Genomic DNA, 16643 nt, shown 5'->3' with positions numbered 1-16643 from the left:
GATGAACGGCAAGGCCGCGTGGGCGTCGGCCCGTCGAGACGTCAGCCGCCGAACCTCACCCGCACGCCGCCATTGGCGACGAACCCCTCCAGCGGCGCCCAGGCGTCGGTGGTCCAGCGACCGTCGGGGGCGCGGCGGGGGAGGACGATGGGGGCGTACTCCGTCTGCCGGATGTTCAGCAGGTTCTCGAGGTTCAGGAAGAGGCTGACGTTTCCAAAGTGGCGCTCCACCATCGCGCCCAACTCGAAGTAGGGCTTGGACTTGCCGCGGTAGGGGTCGTCCTCCAGCGCCTGCCTGCCCGTGTAGTAGGCCTCCAGTCCCACGCGCCCCCACTGCGGCTCCCACATGGCCACGAGGCCGGCGGTATGGCGCGGGGTCAGGGGAATGGCCCGGCGCCCCGCGCCGCTGGGGTCAGGTTCGGTGGCGTCGACATGGACGTAGCTGCCGGTGAGCGTGATCTCGTCCCACCGGTAGCGGAGCAGGACCTCGGCGCCCCGGGTGCGGGTGTCTCCGGCGGCGTTCACCAGCCGCACCGCGCCGCCGCCTGCGGCGGGGCCGACGGTCTGGAGCTGCACGGCGTCGGCGATGCTGGAGGCGAAGATCACCAGGTTCATCTCCAGCGGCCCTGACCGGTAGCCGCCCTCCACCGAGCCGCTCTCGGCCACCTCGGCCTTCAGGCCGGCCAGCGGCTCCAGGCGCGAAAGGCCCGCGGCCTCGATCTCCTCGACGAAGGGGGTCGGCGCGTAGAAGCCGCGGCCCAGGGTGGCGCGGAAGGTCCAGGGACCGGGACGGTACAGCATGGAGAGACGGGGACTGAACTTCGTCCCGTAGCGGCTATGGGCGTCCACCCGGGCGCTCGCGGCCAGGGTGAGATCGTCGGTCACGTCCTGCTCCACCTGGACGAAGGCGGCCGGCGCGGCGTGGGTGTAGTCGAAGGCCGGAAAGGTCTTGGACCGGAACTGATCGCTCTGGCCCACCAGGCCCCCCAGCCAGTTGGTCGCCCCGGCCTGGCCCGACAGGGAGGCCTCGGCGAACAGGGTGGTGTGGCGGTCGTCCTCCCGCACCGCGCCGAACCGGTGGCTATGATCCTGGGTCATGGCCGAGGCGCGCAGATGGGCCACGCCCAGGCCTTGCAGCGGAAATTTGCCGACCAGGCCGGCGTCGTAGCGGCGGGTCTCCTGATCCTGGGGGAAGGCGGTCCCGTCGGGGACGGTGCGCCCGGGAAGGGTTCCGCCCCGCCGGTCCTCGTCCAGGGCGCCCAGGGTGACGAAGACGCTGGCGCCGCCGGCGCCGCTCCAGAACAGCCGCGGGCGCAGGGTCCAGCGCTCGTAGCCCGGCATGTCGGCCCAGCCGTCGCCGTCCAGGTCCTGGCGGCTCTGGCGGTGGGCGCCGGCGGTGATCGAGGCGCTCCAGCCATCGCTCAACGGCGAGGCTCCGTAGGCGGTGAGGTCCTGGCCGTCGCGGCTGGTGAGGTTGGCCAGCAGTTCGCCCTGCGCCTCGGCCGCCGGCCGCCGGGAGACCAGGTTGATGACCCCGCCGAGGGCCGACGGGCCGTAGAGGGCCGAGGCCGCGCCCTTGATCACCTCCACCTGGCCCAGGTCGGTGGGCGCGATCTGCAGCAGGCCGATGGAGGAGGCCTGGCCGCCGTAGAGCGGCAGGCCGTCGGCCAACAGCTGGGTGTAGCGGCCACGCATGCCCTGGACGCGGATGTTGGACGAGCCCAGGCCGGGCGAGGTGACCTGCACCCGCAAGCCGCCGGTCTCGCTGAGGAGCATGGCGATGTTGCCGGGCTTCATGAGAATCTTCTCCTCGATCTCCTCGCGATTGATCACCTCCACGCGGATGGGTTCGTCCTGCACCAGGCGGCCCGAGCGGGTGGCCTCCACCACCAGCTCCTCGACCTCATCGTCGTGGTCCTGGGCGTGGGCTTCAGCGGCGGTCAGGGCCAGGGCGAGGGCGGAAAGCGCGGCGAGGGGGGCGTTGGTCATGCGCCGGTCGTACAGGCTCTAGTGACTAGAGGATCAAGGCCCTATCGTCGCGGCATGACAGACAGCGTCCTCAGCATCGGCATGCTCTCCCGCCGCACGCAGGTGAAGGTTCCCACCATCCGCTTCTACGAACAGATCGGCCTGATGCCGCCGCCCGACCGGACCGAGAGCGAGCGGCGAGTCTATGACCAGGGTGGGGTGCGCAGGCTGTCCTTCATCCGCCATGCGCGACAGCTCGGGTTCTCGGTGGACGCGATCCGCTCGCTGCTGGCCCTGAGCGACGATCCCGAGCGCCCCTGCGACGAGGCCAATCACCTGGCCGCCGCGCAGTTGGCCGAGGTGGAGGCCAAGATTCGGCAGCTGGAGGCGCTGCGCACGGAGCTGAAGCGCATGACGGCGGCCGGCTGCAGCGGTCCGGCGGGGGAATGCCACGTGATCGAGGCGCTGGGGGATGTGACCTGCGCACACGGATGAGGTGGCAGGCCGGGGGATCGCGCTCAGCTCGCGGCGCGGGCCGGGGTCGTGCGCCGGCCGCTCACCGCCGCCCCCGCGCAGCCGCCAGCTCCTCCAGGCGCCGCTGGCCGTAGGTCTTGTCGTTCGGCGCGGTGGGCCAGCGGACCTCGCAGGTCCACTTGGCGGCGGCGCATTTGGGGCAGGGCTTGGTGGTCTTGCTGGTCAGGTCGGTGTGCAGGGTGCTGGAGGTTCCGGTCTTGGCGGCCACGAGCTGGGCGATGGCTTGGGCCGGGGTGACCGACTTCTCCCACTTGCAGCCACCGCAGCGGAAGAGGATGCGGACCTCGCGGTTGGCGGCCAGGACCGACAGGGGCAGGCCCGAGCCCTCCTTCTCGTCGCGGAAGGTCATGCGGCAGCCGCCGGGCATGTGGCAGAGCAGCTGGCGCTGGATCTCCTTCATCGACACATGGGCGTAGCCGCGCCGCAGCAGCAGTTCGACGTCGAGGTTGTAGTTGCGCCGGCAGTCGCGGGTGTAGCAGGCGCCGCGAACCATCTGCCGGCGGTGCATGTAGCCCCAGAGGGTGGGGTCGGGGACCAGCTCGCCGTTGAAGACGCGCCAGCCCTTGGGCGGCGGGATGTACTCGCTCATGACGCAGGCTCTGCTCCGATGTCGGAACAAACGCAGAACATCAAGGTTCGGGCGACTCCGCCCTGGATGTATTTTGGAGGGTGGCACAACCAGGGGCGCGATGGGGTGGAGACGCCTGCCGCCCTTCATAGGGGCGACAGCCGGGTTGCGAGATGCTCCCCCTCTGGGGGAGCTGTCAGCGAAGCTGACTGAGGGGGACTTTGACTCTGGTTTTCGTGTCGAGGGGTGGACTACGTCCATCCCCCTCCGTCACGGACCTGCGGTCCGCGCCACCTCCCCCACATCGGCCTGCGGCCTGGGGGAGGATCTTGGTGGGACCGCCCTCCGCCTAGATATCCACCACGATCTTGCCGAAGTGGGTGTTCGACGCCTGGTGGCGGAAGGCGTCGGCGAGGTTTTCCAGGGGGAAGGACTTGTCCAGCACCGGGCGGTAGCCGGCGACGTCGATGGCGCGGATCAGGTCCAGCTGGTGGCGGCGGCTGCCGACGGTGAGGCCCTGGACCTTCAGCTGCTTGCCCATGATGGCGACCGTGGGGATCGGGCCGGCATAGCCCGCCAGGACGCCGATCACGGCGATGTGGCCGCCGTTGCGGGTGGCGTTGATGGACTCCGGCATCGTGCCCGAGCCGCCGATCTCCAGGATGTGGTCGACGCCGCGGCCGCCGGTGAGCTTGGCCGCCGCCGCGCCCCAGGCGGGCTCGGACTTGTAGTTGATCAGGTGGTCGGCCCCCAGCGCCTTGAGCCGCTCCAGCTTGGCGTCCGAGGAGGAGGTGGCGATGACGGTGCAGCCATAGGCCTTGGCGATCTGCAGGCCGTAGATGGAGACCCCGCCGGTTCCTTGAACAAGAACGGTCTCGCCGCCCTTGAGCTGGCCGTCGGCCACCAGGGCGCGCCAGGCGGTGACGCCGGCGCAGGTGACCGTGGCCGCCTCGGCGGCGGTCCAGCCCTTGGGGGCGTGGGTGAAGGAGGTGGCGGCGGTGGTGATCATCTCGCGGGCGTAGCCGTCGGCCCCGTCGCCGGGCACGCCGGAGAAGCCGCCGTCCGGCGCGTCGACCCCGTCCAGCCAGGCGGGGAAGAAGGTGGAGACCACCAGGTCGCCGACGGCGAACTCGCGCACGCCTTCGCCGACGGCCGTCACCTCGCCGGCGCCGTCGGACATGGGGATGCGGCCCTCCGGCGTCGGGATGGCGCCCAGGACCACCATGTAGTCGTGATAGTTCAGCGAGCTGGCCCGCAGGCGCACGGTGATCTCGCCCGCGGCCGGGGGCTTGGCGTCGGCGATGTCGGCGTAGCGCAGGGTGTCGAGGCCGGTGGGGTGGACTGTCTGGATGGCCTTCATGGGGTGTCGCCTAATGCTGAATTTCGTTGGCGACAGTGAGACGCGGCTCCCCTCGGGGAACGCAACACACATCCGCTCATCCTGGCCTTCGCCGGGATGAGCGGATCAGCTGACGGAGATTCTGTCGACGGCGGAGAAGACCTAGCCCCCGCCCCCTGACAATTCCCGTCATCCCGGGCGACCGCAGGGAGACCCGGGACCCAGGGGGATTGATTGCGGCCCCTGGGTCCCGGCTCTCCGCTTCGCTGCGGCCGGGATGACGGGGTGGAATTACGCGATCGGCAGGTCGAACAGCAGTTGGCCGGCGAACCGGGCCGGGGGCGAGCCGTAGGCGAGGATGCCGTCGTGGTAGCGCTTCAGCGTGAAGGTCTTGCCCCACTTGGCCTCCGCCTGCTTGCGCAGGGCCTTGTGCTCCTCCCAGCCGACGAAATAGGTGGGCAGCTGGGCCTGGCTGAGCTGGGCGCGGACCCACTTGCCGGCGGCCTCGCGCTCCTGCTGGAAGGCCTGGACGGTCATCAGCTTCATGGCGTCCTCGCGGCTGATGTTGTCGACGTGGACGGCCTGGTCCAGCAGGGCGTTGGCGCAGACCCGCAGCTGGAGCTTCAGGTGGACCAGCAGGTAGAGGGGGTCTCGGTCCAGGTAACCCTCGTCGGCCATGACGTCCTCGGCATAGCAGGCCCAGCCCTCCACGAAGGGCCCTGAGGAGAGCACCGCGCGCAGCACCGAGGGATAGGCGTTGGCGTGGGCCAGCTGCAGGTAGTGGCCCGGCATGGCCTCGTGGACCGTGACCTCCTGGATGCCCAGGCTGTTGTATTCGCGCAGGAAGCTATCGGCCTGGGCGTCGGTCCAGTCGTCGGGGATCGGCGAGATCTTGTAGTAGGTCTGCTGGCCCTTATCGAGCGGGCCCGGCGCGTCGCAATAGGCCACGGCGACGCCGCGCTGGAACTCCGGCACCAGGCCGATCTTCACCGGGTCGCTGGGGACGGTGACGATGTTCTTTTCACGGACGAAGGCGGTCGCCTGGACCAGGCAGGCCTCGGCGGCCTCCACCAGCTTGGTGCGGGCGGGCTTCTTGGCATAGGCGTATTCCAGCGCCGCCTCGATGGCGGCCTGGCGCTGGGCCTCGGTGGGATTGGCCGGCGTCGGCGGGGAGCCGGGCTTGCCGGCCAGGAATTTCGCCGAGATGTCGTACATGGTCGCCCGCAGCGAGGTCATCTCGGCGAGCGCCCGGGTCTTGATCTCGGCGCGGCTCAGCGGCGAGTTCAGCGCGAAAGCCAGCTTGGCGTCGTAGAGCTCGGCGCCCAGGCGGAAGTCGCCCTTGGCGCCGGGGACCAGCACGGTCTCCAGCCACTTTTGATGTTCGTCGATGGCGGCCTTGCAGGTCTTGGCCGCGGCCTCCAGGCGGGCGCGGTCGGCGGGGGGCAGCTTGCCGGCGTCGGCGACGACGCCGTCCACCAGGGAATGCAGCCCCTTGTTCTGGCCCACCACGGTGTCGGCGTGGATCTTCGGCACGCGGGCCGGGACGAGGTCGGCGCGGCACTGGGCCAGCAGGGCCGGCAGCTTCTCCATGCGCGCGGTGGCGCTGCGCAGGCGTACCTCAAGGGGGGCGAACTCGCGGGCCGTCAGGGTGTAGAGGGCGCCGCCGGCCACGGCGTTCCAGGTGAGCGGGTCCCAGGCGTAGGGCTGCAGGGTCTGGGTGGTCCAGAGGTCGCTGCGAACCTGGTTCTCCAGGATGGCGGCGTCGACCTGGTTGGCGCGGCTGAGCTGGGCCCGCGGCGTGGCCTTCAGGGCGGCCAGGGTCTCCGAGGCCAGCTTGACCACCGCGGCTCGGCCCTTGGGGCCCATGTCGTCGATCAGGTCGTCGAAGCGGTGGTCGCCGATCTGGGTGGCGCTGACCGGGGACAGCCGCATGGAGGCGTCCACCCAGCCCTTGGCCAGGGCCTCGAACCTGGCGTCGGCCGGGGTGGCGGCCTGGGCCAGGGCCCCGAAGGTGAAGGGGGCGGCGGCGGTCATGCCGAGCAGGGTGCGGCGGGAGAAGTGGGGCATGGGCGTTTCCTGGTCCTGTTACGTTCAGTGTTACCAGGGGCCGCGGACCGGGGAAACGGCCCCGGTCCTTAACAATCGGTCATGCCGCTGGATGCCTCCAGGACGGGTGTGGCAAGGACCCGCCATGCTGAACCCCAACTCGCCCCTCGCCCGCCTGATGACCGCCCCGGTGCGCGCCGGCGCCGTCACCTGGATCGGTCTGCGGCCGGCGGCCCACGCGCCGATGACGCCGGTGGAGTCCGCCACCCTGGTCGCCGCCCAGGGGATCGAGGGCGACCGCTACCGCACCCGCAACAACGGCGGGCGGCAGGTGACCCTGATCCAGGCCGAGGACCTGGCGGCCATCGCCAGCTATCTGGGCCGCGAGGCCGTCGGGCCGGAGGAATTGAGGCGCAACGTCGTGGTGCGGGGCGTCAACCTGCTGGCGTGCAAGGAGAAGCGCTTCCGCCTGGGCGGCGCCTTGCTGGCCTATAGCGGCGAGTGCCATCCCTGCTCGCGGATGGAGGCGATCCTGGGCGTCGGCGGCTACAACGCCGTGCGCGGCCACGGCGGGATCACGGCGCGAATCCTGGATGGCGGGACGGTGCGCCTCGGCGATAGTCTCGAGGTCCTGCCCGCGGACTAGAGGAGCTCCCGCATGATCCAGGCCGCCTGCCACTGCGGCGCCGTCACCTTCGAGGCCGAGGCGCCGACCGAGGTGACCGACTGCAACTGCAGTCTCTGTCACAAGCACGGGGCCCTGTGGGCCTATTACAAGCAGGGGGTGGAGATCCACGGCGAGACGGTGGCCTACCTGCAGGGCGACAGGACGCTGACCACCCACCATTGCCCGACCTGCGGCTGCATCACCCACTGGAAGTCGCTCGATCCGGCCTATCTGCGCATGGGGGTGAACGCGCGGCTGATGCCGCCGGAGGTGCTGGAGGGCATGCGGGTGAAGCGGCTGGACGGCGCCCACGATTTCGCGACCCTGGGCCACTACATCTTTGGGACTTTGCCAACTGGCTAATTCATGGCAAAGGCCGTGAAGCTTCACCGGAACCCCGCCATGCCGACCTACGCCTTCGTCACCCTCGACGTCTTCACCGACCGCCCCTTCGGCGGCAATCCCCTGGCGGTGTTCACCGACGCCCGCGGCATGAGCGACGCCCAGATGCTGGCCCTGGCTGGCGAGATGAACCTGTCTGAGACCACCTTCGTCCTGCCGCCGCAGGACCCGGCCCACACCGCCCGGGTGCGGATCTTCCATCGCACCGGCGAGATGCCCTTCGCCGGCCACCCCAGCATCGGCACCGGCTACGTCCTGGCCACGATGGGCCATGAGGGCGCCCTGACCCTGGAGATGATCGCCGGCCTGGTGAAGGTGGACATCGACCGCGACGCCGCCGGCGCGCCGAGGGGGGCGGTGATCGCCGCGCCGCAGGCGCTCACCACCGGGGCGGAGATCCCGGCGCAGGAGGTGGCGGCCTGCGCCGGCCTGGCGGTGGGCGACGTGCTGACCACGGCCCACACCCCGATCCTGGCCACGGTGGGGGTCCCCTTCATCATCGCCCAGGTGACGGCGGACTCGCTGAGCCGCGCCGAGCCCGACGTGGCCGCCTTCCGCAAGGCCGAGGCGGGACGGCCGGACCTGGCGGGGCGCTACTCCCTGCTGATCTATGTGCGCGACGGCCAGGACATCCGGGCGCGCATGTTCGCGCCCCTGGCCGGCACCTATGAGGATCCGGCGACCGGCAGCGCCAATGCGACCCTGGCGGCCCTGCTGGTGTCGCTGTCCGGGGCCGAGGAGGGCGCCTTCAGCATCAGCCAGGGGGTGGAGATGGGGCGGCCCAGCGTGCTGAAGGCCACCGCCCGGCGGACCTCCGACGGGGTGCGGGCCACGGTGGGGGGCGGCTGCGCCCCGATGTTCCGGGGCGAGGTGACGCTGTAATCCCCGCTCGTCCCGGCGAAGGCCGGGATCCAGGTGAAACCCACCGAAGTCGGATGCGCATCCGAGGCTGAGCCTGGGATAAATCGCGCGCGTCCGGGATGAACCTGGGTCCCGGCCTTCGCCGGGATGAGCGGTTGTCAGTGTGTCACGCTTGCGGCGCGGGGTGCGATACGCCAGATAAGCGACTGACTTGCAGGAGAGCGGCCCAACATGGCGCGGACACCCAACTACAGCTTCGAGCGGATGGAACGCGACAAGGCCAAGGCCGCCAAGGACGCCCAGAAGGCGGCCGCCAAGGCCGAGAAGAAAGCCGCCGCCGCCGCCGAGAAGGCTCCGAAGGACTAGACCCCGACCGGCCCCGCCTTCGCGCGCCGATCGCTAGGCGGCTTCCAGCCCCATGGTGCGATCCAGGGCCTCGGCGATCTGCTGCGGCTGATACGGCTTGGCGATGAACTCCGAGCGGCAGACGCCCTCGGCCGCGTGGCGGGCCGCCGCCGTGCCCGAAATGAACACCACCGCCAGGTTCGGATAGGTGAGCCGGGCGGCCCGCGCGACCTCGAACCCGTCGGGACCCTCCCCCAGGTCGATGTCGGTGACGAGGGCGGTCAGGGCCCGCCGGGCCCCCAGGGTGTCCAGGGCGCCCTGGGCTGTGTGAGCGCAGAGCACGTTATAGCCAAGCTCTCGCAGGGCAGTGCAGGTGTCCAAGCTGCACAGGGCGTCATCATCGACGAACAGGATGGGATCGTCATCGACAAACGTAGTGGGTTTCGGGAACATGACTTTCAAACCTCTAGGAGATTACTCAACCTCCGAGAGACAGATTGTTTCCATCATCCAGGGATTATTTGTCGGATAGCCGACAAACCATGCTTAAGCTCGAACAGTATTCGAACACTATTCAGGCTGGAATGCGCACCGGCAGGTATTCGTAGCCCTTCACGAAGTTGGAGCGCAGGCGGCGGGGTTCGCCCACCACCTCGATGACCGGGAAGCGCTTGAGCATCTCCTCCCAGACCACCCGCAACTGCATCTCGGCCAGGCGTTGCCCGACGCAGCGGTGGACCCCGAAGCCGAAGGCCACGTGATGGCGGGGGCGCTCGCGGTCGATGACGAAGGCGTCGGCGTCGGCGATGGCCGAGCCGTCGCGGTTGCCCGAGACGTACCACATGGCCACCTTGTCGCCCTTGGCGATGGTCTTGCCGCCGATCACCGCCTCGGCGGTGGCGGTGCGGCGCATGTGGGCCACCGGGCTCTGGTAGCGGATGATCTCGGGCACCATGCCGGGGATCAGGCCGGGATCGGCCCGCAGCCTGGCGTACTGGTCCGGGTTCTCGTTGAGGGCCAGCAGGCCGCCGGTGATGGAGTGGCGGGTGGTGTCGCTGCCGGCGACGATCAGCAGGACCAGGTTGCCGATATATTTGTAGGGGTCGCCGCCGCCGTCGGTGGCCGGGTCGTGGGCCAGCATGGAGATCAGGTTGTCGGCCGGGGGCTCGGCGGCGCGCTGGCCCCACAGCGCCACCAGCTTGGTGAAGGTCGCCATCAGCTCGGCCTGGCGGGCGGGCTCCCCGGCCGGCGAGCCGCCGCCCAGGATCGGGGCGGCCAGCAGCAGGTCCGAGGCGCGGGGCAGCAGGCGGCGCTCCTCGAAGGGGAAGTCCAGCAGGGTGGCCAGCATCTGGCCGGTGAGCTCGACGGAGACCTTCTCGACGAAGTCGAAGGTCTCCCCCACCGGCAGCTCGTCGAGGATGGCGGCGGCGCGGCTGCGGATCAGGGGCTCCAGGGCGGCCAGGGCCGCCGAGGCGAACATCGGGGTCACCACCCGGCGCTGGGCCTCATGGCTGGGGCTGTCGCGGCTGATGAAGCTGGCGCCGGCGGCGGCCTCGAAGGAGTCGCCGAGCGCGATGCCCCCCAGCTCGGAGCTGGAGGAGAAGGTGACGGGGTCGCCGTCGACGGCGACGATGTCCTCGAAGCGGGTCACCGACCAATAGGGGCCGAACTCGCTGGCGGGACAGTAGTGGACCGGATCCTCGGCCCGCAGGCGCTCGAACCAGGGCCAGTGGGTGTCGGTGCGGAACAGCTCCGGGTCGCCGACGTGGAAGGCCTCCAGCGGGGTGGCGTAGGCCTTCTCGCGGGCCTCCGCAGCGATGCGTGCGCCGTCGGCCATGGCGGCCTCCCTGGAATTGCGCGGCCCTGAGCTTGACCGTCGTTATGCGGATCAGAGACCATCGCCGGCTCCCTGTCCATTGTCGGAGGCGTCCATGGCCGGCCGCATCATCCTGCTCACCGGGCCGCCGGGGGCCGGCAAGACCACGGTGGCGCCCCTGCTCTGCGCCAACGCCCCGGGGCCCCTGGCGGTCCACCTGCACACCGACGACTTCTACCGCGCCATCAAGAAGGGCTGGCTGGCCCCCTGGACGCCGGAGTCCCACCCGCAGAACCTGGTGGTGGTGGCGGCCATGGCGCGGACGGCGGCGACCTACGCGGCGGGCGGCTACGAGGTGGTGGCCGACGGCATCATCACCGACTGGGTCAAGCAGGCCTTCGTGGAAGCAGCCCGGGAGGCGGGCCTGACCCTGGACTTCGTGGTGCTGATCCCCGACCAGGCGACGGCGGCGGCCCGGGCGCGGGACCGGACCGACGATCCGGTGGCCGACTACGCGCCCTATGTGGCGCTCTACGACCTGTTCGCCGCCGAGGACGCCCGCCACCGCCTCGACAGCGGCCGGCTGACCCCGCCCGCCCTGGCCGAGCGGGTGCGCGAGGGGATCGAGGCGGGGCGGTTCGGCTTGGCGGGCTGAGAGGAGAGGGCGCGTCGGACGGGTTAACGGGCTTCCACTTAACCCTGACGCGCTCTAGGGGCCGAAACGGGCGAAGCGTCGGCTAGTCGTCGGAACCTGCGGCCGGCCCTGGGGTTGATTCAGCAACGAACCCCCGCAATCCAGGAGCCTCCCCATGAGCACCGACATGACCAACCGCGCCGACGTCGAACGTCGGCTGTGGGACGAGATCGAGAAGCACAACACCGGCATGCTGGGGATCACAGGCGCCGCGGCCCACCACACCCAGCCGATGACCGCCTTCGTGGAGCCGAAGACCAACCAGATCTGGTTCTTCACCCGCACCGACACCGACCTGGCCCGCGAGATCGGCGAGGGCAAGCCCGCCATGTTCGTGCACCAGCAGAAGGACTTCCAGGCCTGCATCGCCGGGGAACTGACCCTGCAGCACGACCCCGACCGGATCGCCAAGTACTGGAACGCCGTCGTGGCCGCCTGGTACCCGGACGGCAAGGACGACCCCCACCTGACCCTGCTCTGCCTGGACTGCGACAACGCCCAGGTCTGGGTCAGCCAGGGCGGCCCGGCCAAGTTCGCCTGGGAGATCGCCAAGGCCAACGCCACCCACACGACCCCCGACGTGGGCGGCAGCGCCAATCTGAACTTCCACTAAGGGGTCAGCCGAACCCCGAGGAAGCGTTCGCCCCGCCGTGGCCCGCGGCGGGGCGTTCTTTTGGTGATGTCCTACTCAGCGGATAGAGATGAACCGCCAAGGTGAAGAGCAAGGGCAGGATGATCTTGCGAGAGAGTCTCGGAGATCAATAGACGACCGCGAATGCAATCAACGGCGAGGCTCCGAATTATTCAAAGCGGAGTGAGCATTACGCGACCCCGATCTATGCCTTGATTTTACTAACTGCATTTCGGAATTGTGTCGCGTTCTCGACAGTCTGCGCCCCGCGGCCTCGATAACTTGCAACCTTCGCCGTCCGGCGACGTTCGATTCCCCGATGCAAAGGCTTCTTCGTTCCTTGCAAAACCGTCTGCTCGCCGCCCTGACGCCGGCCGACTATGGCCTGGTGGCCCCGCACCTGACCCATCTGGACCTGGAACGGGGGCGACTGCTCTACGATCCCGGCGACCTCATCGACACCGTCTACTTCCCCCATGACGGGGTGATCTCGCTGCTGACCCTGATGGAGAGCGGCGCGGCCATCGAGAGCGCCACCATCGGCCGCGAGGGCGCCCTGGGCCTGACCGCCGCCGTGGCGCCGCGCCAGTCCCTGTCCCGGGCCATCGTCCAGACCCCCTGCCGCGCGGCGCGGATCAGCGCCGCCCAGCTGCACGAGGCCTGGGAGCGCAGCCCCCGCATCCGCGTCCTGGTGGACAACCACACCGAGGCCCTGTTCGGCCACGCCGCCCAGTCGGTGGCCTGCAACGCCCTGCACTCGGTGGAGGCGCGGTTCTGCCGCTGGCTGCTGACCTGCCGCGACCGGATCTCCACCGACACCGTGGCCCTGACCCAGGAGTTCCTGGCCGACATGCTGGGGGTGCAGCGCACCACCGTCACCGCCGTGGCGCGGACCCTGCAGGCCCGCGGCTACATCCGTTATCGGCGCGGGGTGGTGGACATCCTGGACCGGGCGGGACTCGAGGCCATGGCCTGCGAATGCTACGGCGTGGTCCGCCGCACCTATGAGCGGCTGCTGCCGGCCCCGGTGGGCGAGGCCTAGAGCGGGAAGGTCAGCTTGGCGGTGACGCTGGGCTGGGAGGTCAGCGAGAACTCGCCGCGCACCTGGGCGGCCAGGCTGCGGATGAACCACAGCCCGAAGCGCTCGCGCGCCGCCGGCGATCCGGGATCGAAGCCGCAGCCGTCGTCGGTCACCGTCAATTCGTAGCGGCCGTCCTCGGTCTTCAGCAGGCTGAGCTCGACCATGCCCGGCCGGTCGCCGGGATAGCCGTGGGACAGGGCGTTGCCCACCAGCTCCTGGGCGATCAGGGCCAGGGTTGAGGCCGCCGTGTCGGGGGTGAAGAGCTGGATGGCCGAGACCCGCACCTCGGCCTTGCGCGAGGCGTGGCGGCGGCGCCAGACCGGCGCCATCTCGGCGAGATAGGCGGTGAAGTCGACGCCTTCGGGGGTGCGGTGGCGTTCCAGGGCGCCCAGGGTGCCGATGGCGTCGGCCATCCACAGAAGCTGGCGGCGCGCCTCCGGCTCGGCGGCCCGCTGGCTGCGCATGCGGCCGAGCGCCGACATCAGCTGGAAGGTGTTGGCCATCCGGTGCCGCAGGTCCGAGGCGGCCCGCGCGTCACGATCATTGGTCTCGTCGCTCATGCGGCCGCGGCCCCACGCGGTGAATATGATCTGAAGTAGAACCGGGCGAAACGCCCTCGTCCGTCGGACCGGCGACAGATATCGCAGGAATTCGGCCGCCGCTGCACAAAACCTATCCTCAGAGGCGAAAAGTCGCGCAGGCCGCGCGCGCCATCATCACCTGGGAGCGGACCGCCCCGCAGGTTCCGGGCTAGGATCGGTCCATGAATCGGCAAAGACGCACCCTGCTGGCCGGCGTCGCGGCCACCGCCACCCTGGGCGGCCCCGTCCTGGCCGCCGCCAATGGAGCCCCGCCCATGTACGGACTGATCGGCAAGATGACCGCCAAGCCGGGCCAGAGGGACGCCCTGATCGCGATCCTGCTGGAGGGGATCTCGGGCATGCCCGGCTGCCTGAGCTATGTGGTGGCCCAGGACCCGGCCGACCCGGAGGCCATCTGGATCACCGAGGTCTGGGACAGCCAGGCCAGCCACCAGGCCTCGCTGGCCCTCCCCTCCGTGCGCGAGGCCATCGCCAAGGCCCGCCCGATCCTGGCCGACATGGCGCCCGGGACCGTGACCACCCCGGTGGGCGGCCACGGCCTGGCCAAGGCCTAGTCCCTCTCCTTCCATCGGTGCTTCATCTGGGCGCGGCCGGCCTTGTGGCGGGCGATCCAGACCTTGCGCACCTCGGCCCGGACCAGGGGGTCGTCCTTGGCCTCCAGGTGGGCCAGCTCCCGCTGCAGCTTGGAGAAGCTCTTCCAGCGGCCGGGATCGAGGCTGCCATCCTCCAGCGCCGCCCGCACGGCGCAGCCGGGCTCGGTGCGATGCGCGCAGTCGCCGAAACGGCAGCGGGCCGCCAGGGCCTCGATGTCGCCGAAGGTGGCGGCGACCCCGGCCTCGCTGTCCCACAGCCCCAGCTCGCGCATGCCCGGCGTGTCCAGCACCAGGCCCCCGGAGGGCAGCAGGATCAGCTCGCGGTGGGTGGTGGTGTGGCGGCCCCGCGCCCCCTCCTCGATGATCTCCTGGGTGGCCATCAGGGCCTGGCCGGCCAGGGCGTTGACCAGGGTGGACTTGCCCACCCCCGACGAGCCCAGCAGGACGGCGGTCTGGCCCGGGCCCAGCAGGGCGGCCAGGGCGTCGAGGCCCTGGCCGGTCACGGCCGAGACGGCGTGGACCGGGCAGCCGATGGCGATGGACTCCACCTGCGCTGTCAGGGCCTCGACGTCGTCGCAGGCGTCGGCCTTGGTGAGCACGATGACCGGCTGGGCGCCGCTCTCCCAGGCCACGGCCAGGTAGCGTTCCAGGCGGCGCAGGCTGAGGTCGGCGTTGAGGGAGGCGGTCAGCAGGGCGATGTCGACATTGGCCGCCACCGTCTGCGGGGCGACATTGGGGCCCGAGGCCTTGCGGACGAAGACGCTGGAGCGCGGCAGGACGGCATGGATGGTGGCCGCCCCCTCCTGGGGCCGGGCGGCGCAGGCCACCCAGTCCCCGGCCACGGGATAGCCGCCCTCGCCGGCCTCGTGGGCCAGGCGGCCGGAAAGCTCGGCGGAGAGATCGCCGTCGAGGGTGGCCAGGCGGTAGAGGCCGCGCTGCTGGACGGTGACGCGGCCGGGCGTCAGCCCGCGCGCCGCGAAGGGTTGGAAGTGGGTCTGGAGCGTGTCGCTCCAACCATAGGTCTTAAGCAATGGAATGATCCGTCGATCGAGGGTCGCGTTTGAGCGCCCGGCCGACGGAGAGGTCTAAGGTATCAGAATACCCGGTCGGCGGCGCAGCGGAGGGGGGTCTGGAGGAGCACAGTCATCTTCGAAACCCTCCTTTCCGGGCGCGTGGTCGATGGGCAGAAGCTAGGCGCGGGGTTCAGCGGGGTCAAGTGAGAGGCGAAACCACCTCGTCATCCCGGCCGCAGCGCAGCTACGCGCCGCGCTTCGCGGTCCCGGATCGGCCTGGCGGCCGTCCGGGATGACGTATTAGAGCGGCAGGGCGGTGGTGAACTTGATCTGCTCCATGGCGAAGGAGGAGGAGACGTCCCCCAGTTCCGCCGTGGCGATCAGGCGCTTGTAGAAGCGGTCATAGGCGCCGATGTCGCGCACCACCACCTTGAGCAGGTAATCGGTCTCGCCGCTCATCCGGTAGAACTCCACGACCTCGGGCAGGGCCGAGGCGCCCTTGGCGAAGGCGTTGAGCCAGGCCTCGTCGTGGCGGGCGGTGCGGACCGAGACGAAGACCACCAGGGACAGGTCCAGCTTCTCGCGGTCCAGCAGGGCCACGCGCCGCTCGATGACGCCGGAGTCGGTGAGGCGCTTAACCCGTTTCCAGCAGGGGGTCTGGGACAGGCCCACCCGCTCGGCCAGGTCGGCGATGGCGATGGTGGCGTCGGCCTGCAGCTCCCGCAGTATGCGCCGGTCGATGGGATCGAGAAGATTGTCCATGCAGATCGCCACGATTGGAGAATATTCTTCTCTTCTACCCGGGTTCACCGGCGAAATCGACAATGATCCTCTCGGCGGCCCGCCGCATCCTGGCCTCAGCAGACAAGGGGCGCGCCATGATCGAGAGCTTCACCCGACATCCCCACCAGGTGGGCGAGACCTATGGCGAGCACATGGCCGCCGCGGCCGGCTTCGGCTGGACCCTGATCGGCGCCGGGATCGCCTGCGTGATCCACGCGGTCTTCCCCTTCCTGTTCGAGAAGACCGCCAGCGCCTGCGTCGCCCGCCTGCACGGGACCATGGCCCTGCGCGGCCGCCTGCCCCGCCACGACGAGACCCTCGTGCAGATCTAGGGGCTCGATCAGGTCCCGGTGAGTTGTCCGAGATCAAAGCGAAGCCCCGGGGGCCGAGCTAGAAGAGGCTGGCCGTGTCAGGGTCGGCGACGGGCAGGCTGGTCAGGGCGATCCGCATTGGCCAGGCGCCAGCCCGGATTCCGCGCCAGCCGCAGACGCGGTGGCGCGCCTGGCTGAAGCGGATAACTTATCAAGTGTCCAAATTTGACCTGATCGATGCTCAACTTTCCCTAGAAGGTTGAAGACTTCTCGTTTTCAGAAAGAGATAACCATACGGATTTGTTGTCCTAAACAACCAACGATCCCTCCGCGCCGCTGCTCCTGCGAATATTTGCTTCATTTTTCGACCGGTCGATGCGAAGACCGCAG

The 16643-nt window shown here is 69.9% G+C and carries 19 protein-coding genes; 10 read left to right on the top strand and 9 right to left on the bottom strand.

The features are described 5' to 3' along the window. Nucleotides 1–41: 41 nt before the first annotated feature. Nucleotides 42–1988: a TonB-dependent receptor plug domain-containing protein gene (locus tag AC1RN5_RS01595; RefSeq protein WP_493039530.1), complete on the bottom strand. Its 1947-nt coding sequence runs from the start codon at nt 1986–1988 to the stop codon at nt 42–44. 54 nt (nt 1989–2042) lie between these two features. On the opposite strand from AC1RN5_RS01595, the gene AC1RN5_RS01590 reads away from it, so the two are divergent. After that, nucleotides 2043–2462, top strand: coding sequence for a MerR family transcriptional regulator (locus AC1RN5_RS01590; RefSeq protein WP_493039529.1), 420 nt, complete (start codon nt 2043–2045; stop codon nt 2460–2462). A gap of 61 nt (nt 2463–2523) precedes the next feature. On the opposite strand, the gene AC1RN5_RS01585 is transcribed toward AC1RN5_RS01590, so the two are convergent. The 3 genes from AC1RN5_RS01585 to AC1RN5_RS01575 form a co-directional block, all read right to left on the bottom strand. After that, the gene (locus AC1RN5_RS01585; protein ID WP_493039528.1) at nt 2524–3090 is read right to left on the bottom strand and encodes a hypothetical protein; all 567 of its coding nucleotides are present in this window, start codon (nt 3088–3090) and stop codon (nt 2524–2526) included. Nucleotides 3091–3418: 328 nt separating this feature from the next. Next, nucleotides 3419–4429, bottom strand: a complete 1011-nt coding sequence (locus AC1RN5_RS01580) for a zinc-dependent alcohol dehydrogenase family protein (protein WP_493039527.1) — start codon at nt 4427–4429, stop codon at nt 3419–3421. A 270-nt stretch (nt 4430–4699) separates the two neighbouring features. Then, the gene (locus tag AC1RN5_RS01575; RefSeq protein WP_493039526.1) at nt 4700–6475 is read right to left on the bottom strand and encodes a DUF885 domain-containing protein; all 1776 of its coding nucleotides are present in this window, start codon (nt 6473–6475) and stop codon (nt 4700–4702) included. A 124-nt stretch (nt 6476–6599) separates the two neighbouring features. On the opposite strand from AC1RN5_RS01575, the gene AC1RN5_RS01570 reads away from it, so the two are divergent. From AC1RN5_RS01570 to AC1RN5_RS01555, 4 genes are all read left to right on the top strand, one after another. Then, nucleotides 6600–7100, top strand: a complete 501-nt coding sequence (locus tag AC1RN5_RS01570; protein WP_493039525.1) for an MOSC domain-containing protein — start codon at nt 6600–6602, stop codon at nt 7098–7100. Between the two features lie 12 nt (nt 7101–7112). Further along, nucleotides 7113–7484: a GFA family protein gene (locus AC1RN5_RS01565; RefSeq protein WP_493039524.1), complete on the top strand. Its 372-nt coding sequence runs from the start codon at nt 7113–7115 to the stop codon at nt 7482–7484. Between the two features lie 39 nt (nt 7485–7523). After that, the gene (locus tag AC1RN5_RS01560) at nt 7524–8405 is read left to right on the top strand and encodes a PhzF family phenazine biosynthesis protein (protein WP_493039523.1); all 882 of its coding nucleotides are present in this window, start codon (nt 7524–7526) and stop codon (nt 8403–8405) included. 210 nt (nt 8406–8615) lie between these two features. Further along, entirely contained in the window at nt 8616–8750 is a 135-nt protein-coding gene (locus tag AC1RN5_RS01555; protein ID WP_304829386.1) for a hypothetical protein, read from the top strand. Between the two features lie 33 nt (nt 8751–8783). Here AC1RN5_RS01555 and AC1RN5_RS01550 read toward each other — a convergent pair whose 3' ends face one another. Both AC1RN5_RS01550 and AC1RN5_RS01545 read right to left on the bottom strand, forming a co-directional pair. Continuing rightward, nucleotides 8784–9182 (bottom strand): response regulator, encoded by a 399-nt coding sequence (locus tag AC1RN5_RS01550; RefSeq protein WP_493039522.1) that lies wholly within the window; start codon nt 9180–9182, stop codon nt 8784–8786. Nucleotides 9183–9303: 121 nt separating this feature from the next. Further along, on the bottom strand, nt 9304–10566 hold the full coding sequence (locus AC1RN5_RS01545) for a cytochrome P450 (protein WP_493039521.1): 1263 nt from the start codon (nt 10564–10566) through the stop codon (nt 9304–9306). A 94-nt stretch (nt 10567–10660) separates the two neighbouring features. On the opposite strand from AC1RN5_RS01545, the gene AC1RN5_RS01540 reads away from it, so the two are divergent. From AC1RN5_RS01540 to AC1RN5_RS01530, 3 genes are all read left to right on the top strand, one after another. Then, entirely contained in the window at nt 10661–11200 is a 540-nt protein-coding gene (locus AC1RN5_RS01540) for an AAA family ATPase (RefSeq protein WP_493039520.1), read from the top strand. Nucleotides 11201–11354: 154 nt separating this feature from the next. Next, nucleotides 11355–11852, top strand: coding sequence for a pyridoxamine 5'-phosphate oxidase family protein (locus tag AC1RN5_RS01535; protein WP_493039519.1), 498 nt, complete (start codon nt 11355–11357; stop codon nt 11850–11852). A gap of 358 nt (nt 11853–12210) precedes the next feature. Beyond that, nucleotides 12211–12912, top strand: a complete 702-nt coding sequence (locus tag AC1RN5_RS01530) for a Crp/Fnr family transcriptional regulator (RefSeq protein ID WP_493039518.1) — start codon at nt 12211–12213, stop codon at nt 12910–12912. On the opposite strand, the gene AC1RN5_RS01525 is transcribed toward AC1RN5_RS01530, so the two are convergent. Then, nucleotides 12909–13511 (bottom strand): sensor histidine kinase, encoded by a 603-nt coding sequence (locus AC1RN5_RS01525; protein WP_493039517.1) that lies wholly within the window; start codon nt 13509–13511, stop codon nt 12909–12911. The genes AC1RN5_RS01530 and AC1RN5_RS01525 overlap by 4 nt on opposite strands. A gap of 203 nt (nt 13512–13714) precedes the next feature. Between AC1RN5_RS01525 and AC1RN5_RS01520 the strand changes: the two genes are divergently transcribed. After that, entirely contained in the window at nt 13715–14107 is a 393-nt protein-coding gene (locus tag AC1RN5_RS01520) for a putative quinol monooxygenase (RefSeq protein WP_493039516.1), read from the top strand. Here the strand turns inward: AC1RN5_RS01520 and rsgA are convergent. Further along, complete coding sequence (gene rsgA, locus AC1RN5_RS01515) at nt 14104–15177, bottom strand: ribosome small subunit-dependent GTPase A (protein ID WP_493039515.1); 1074 nt, start codon at nt 15175–15177, stop codon at nt 14104–14106. The two genes, AC1RN5_RS01520 and rsgA, sit on opposite strands and share 4 nt — an antisense overlap. 282 nt (nt 15178–15459) lie before the next feature. Next, nucleotides 15460–15921, bottom strand: coding sequence for an Lrp/AsnC family transcriptional regulator (locus tag AC1RN5_RS01510; protein ID WP_493039514.1), 462 nt, complete (start codon nt 15919–15921; stop codon nt 15460–15462). Nucleotides 15922–15983: 62 nt separating this feature from the next. Here AC1RN5_RS01510 and AC1RN5_RS01505 point away from each other — a divergent pair, with 62 nt between their 5' ends. Beyond that, complete coding sequence (locus AC1RN5_RS01505) at nt 15984–16274, top strand: DUF6356 family protein (protein WP_493039513.1); 291 nt, start codon at nt 15984–15986, stop codon at nt 16272–16274. Nucleotides 16275–16643: the final 369 nt, after the last annotated feature.

The sequence above is a fragment of the Phenylobacterium sp. GW821-FHT12F10 genome (genome assembly GCF_058806695.1).
Note: the sequence above shows the minus strand (reverse complement) of the source record. Positions and strands in the feature narration are given on the sequence as shown.

Excerpts from the sequence above, each read along its gene's own strand:
- AC1RN5_RS01595 (WP_493039530.1), bottom strand. The coding sequence starts at position 1,988 with ATGACCAACGCCCCCCTCGCCGCGCTTTCCGCCCTCGCCCTGGCCCTG.
- AC1RN5_RS01590 (WP_493039529.1), top strand. The coding sequence starts at position 2,043 with ATGACAGACAGCGTCCTCAGCATCGGCATGCTCTCCCGCCGCACGCAG.
- AC1RN5_RS01585 (WP_493039528.1), bottom strand. The coding sequence starts at position 3,090 with ATGAGCGAGTACATCCCGCCGCCCAAGGGCTGGCGCGTCTTCAACGGC.
- AC1RN5_RS01580 (WP_493039527.1), bottom strand. The coding sequence starts at position 4,429 with ATGAAGGCCATCCAGACAGTCCACCCCACCGGCCTCGACACCCTGCGC.
- AC1RN5_RS01575 (WP_493039526.1), bottom strand. The coding sequence starts at position 6,475 with ATGCCCCACTTCTCCCGCCGCACCCTGCTCGGCATGACCGCCGCCGCC.
- AC1RN5_RS01570 (WP_493039525.1), top strand. The coding sequence starts at position 6,600 with ATGCTGAACCCCAACTCGCCCCTCGCCCGCCTGATGACCGCCCCGGTG.
- AC1RN5_RS01565 (WP_493039524.1), top strand. The coding sequence starts at position 7,113 with ATGATCCAGGCCGCCTGCCACTGCGGCGCCGTCACCTTCGAGGCCGAG.
- AC1RN5_RS01560 (WP_493039523.1), top strand. The coding sequence starts at position 7,524 with ATGCCGACCTACGCCTTCGTCACCCTCGACGTCTTCACCGACCGCCCC.
- AC1RN5_RS01555 (WP_304829386.1), top strand. The coding sequence starts at position 8,616 with ATGGCGCGGACACCCAACTACAGCTTCGAGCGGATGGAACGCGACAAG.
- AC1RN5_RS01550 (WP_493039522.1), bottom strand. The coding sequence starts at position 9,182 with ATGTTCCCGAAACCCACTACGTTTGTCGATGACGATCCCATCCTGTTC.
- AC1RN5_RS01545 (WP_493039521.1), bottom strand. The coding sequence starts at position 10,566 with ATGGCCGACGGCGCACGCATCGCTGCGGAGGCCCGCGAGAAGGCCTAC.
- AC1RN5_RS01540 (WP_493039520.1), top strand. The coding sequence starts at position 10,661 with ATGGCCGGCCGCATCATCCTGCTCACCGGGCCGCCGGGGGCCGGCAAG.
- AC1RN5_RS01535 (WP_493039519.1), top strand. The coding sequence starts at position 11,355 with ATGAGCACCGACATGACCAACCGCGCCGACGTCGAACGTCGGCTGTGG.
- AC1RN5_RS01525 (WP_493039517.1), bottom strand. The coding sequence starts at position 13,511 with ATGAGCGACGAGACCAATGATCGTGACGCGCGGGCCGCCTCGGACCTG.
- AC1RN5_RS01520 (WP_493039516.1), top strand. The coding sequence starts at position 13,715 with ATGAATCGGCAAAGACGCACCCTGCTGGCCGGCGTCGCGGCCACCGCC.
- AC1RN5_RS01510 (WP_493039514.1), bottom strand. The coding sequence starts at position 15,921 with ATGGACAATCTTCTCGATCCCATCGACCGGCGCATACTGCGGGAGCTG.
- AC1RN5_RS01505 (WP_493039513.1), top strand. The coding sequence starts at position 15,984 with ATGATCCTCTCGGCGGCCCGCCGCATCCTGGCCTCAGCAGACAAGGGG.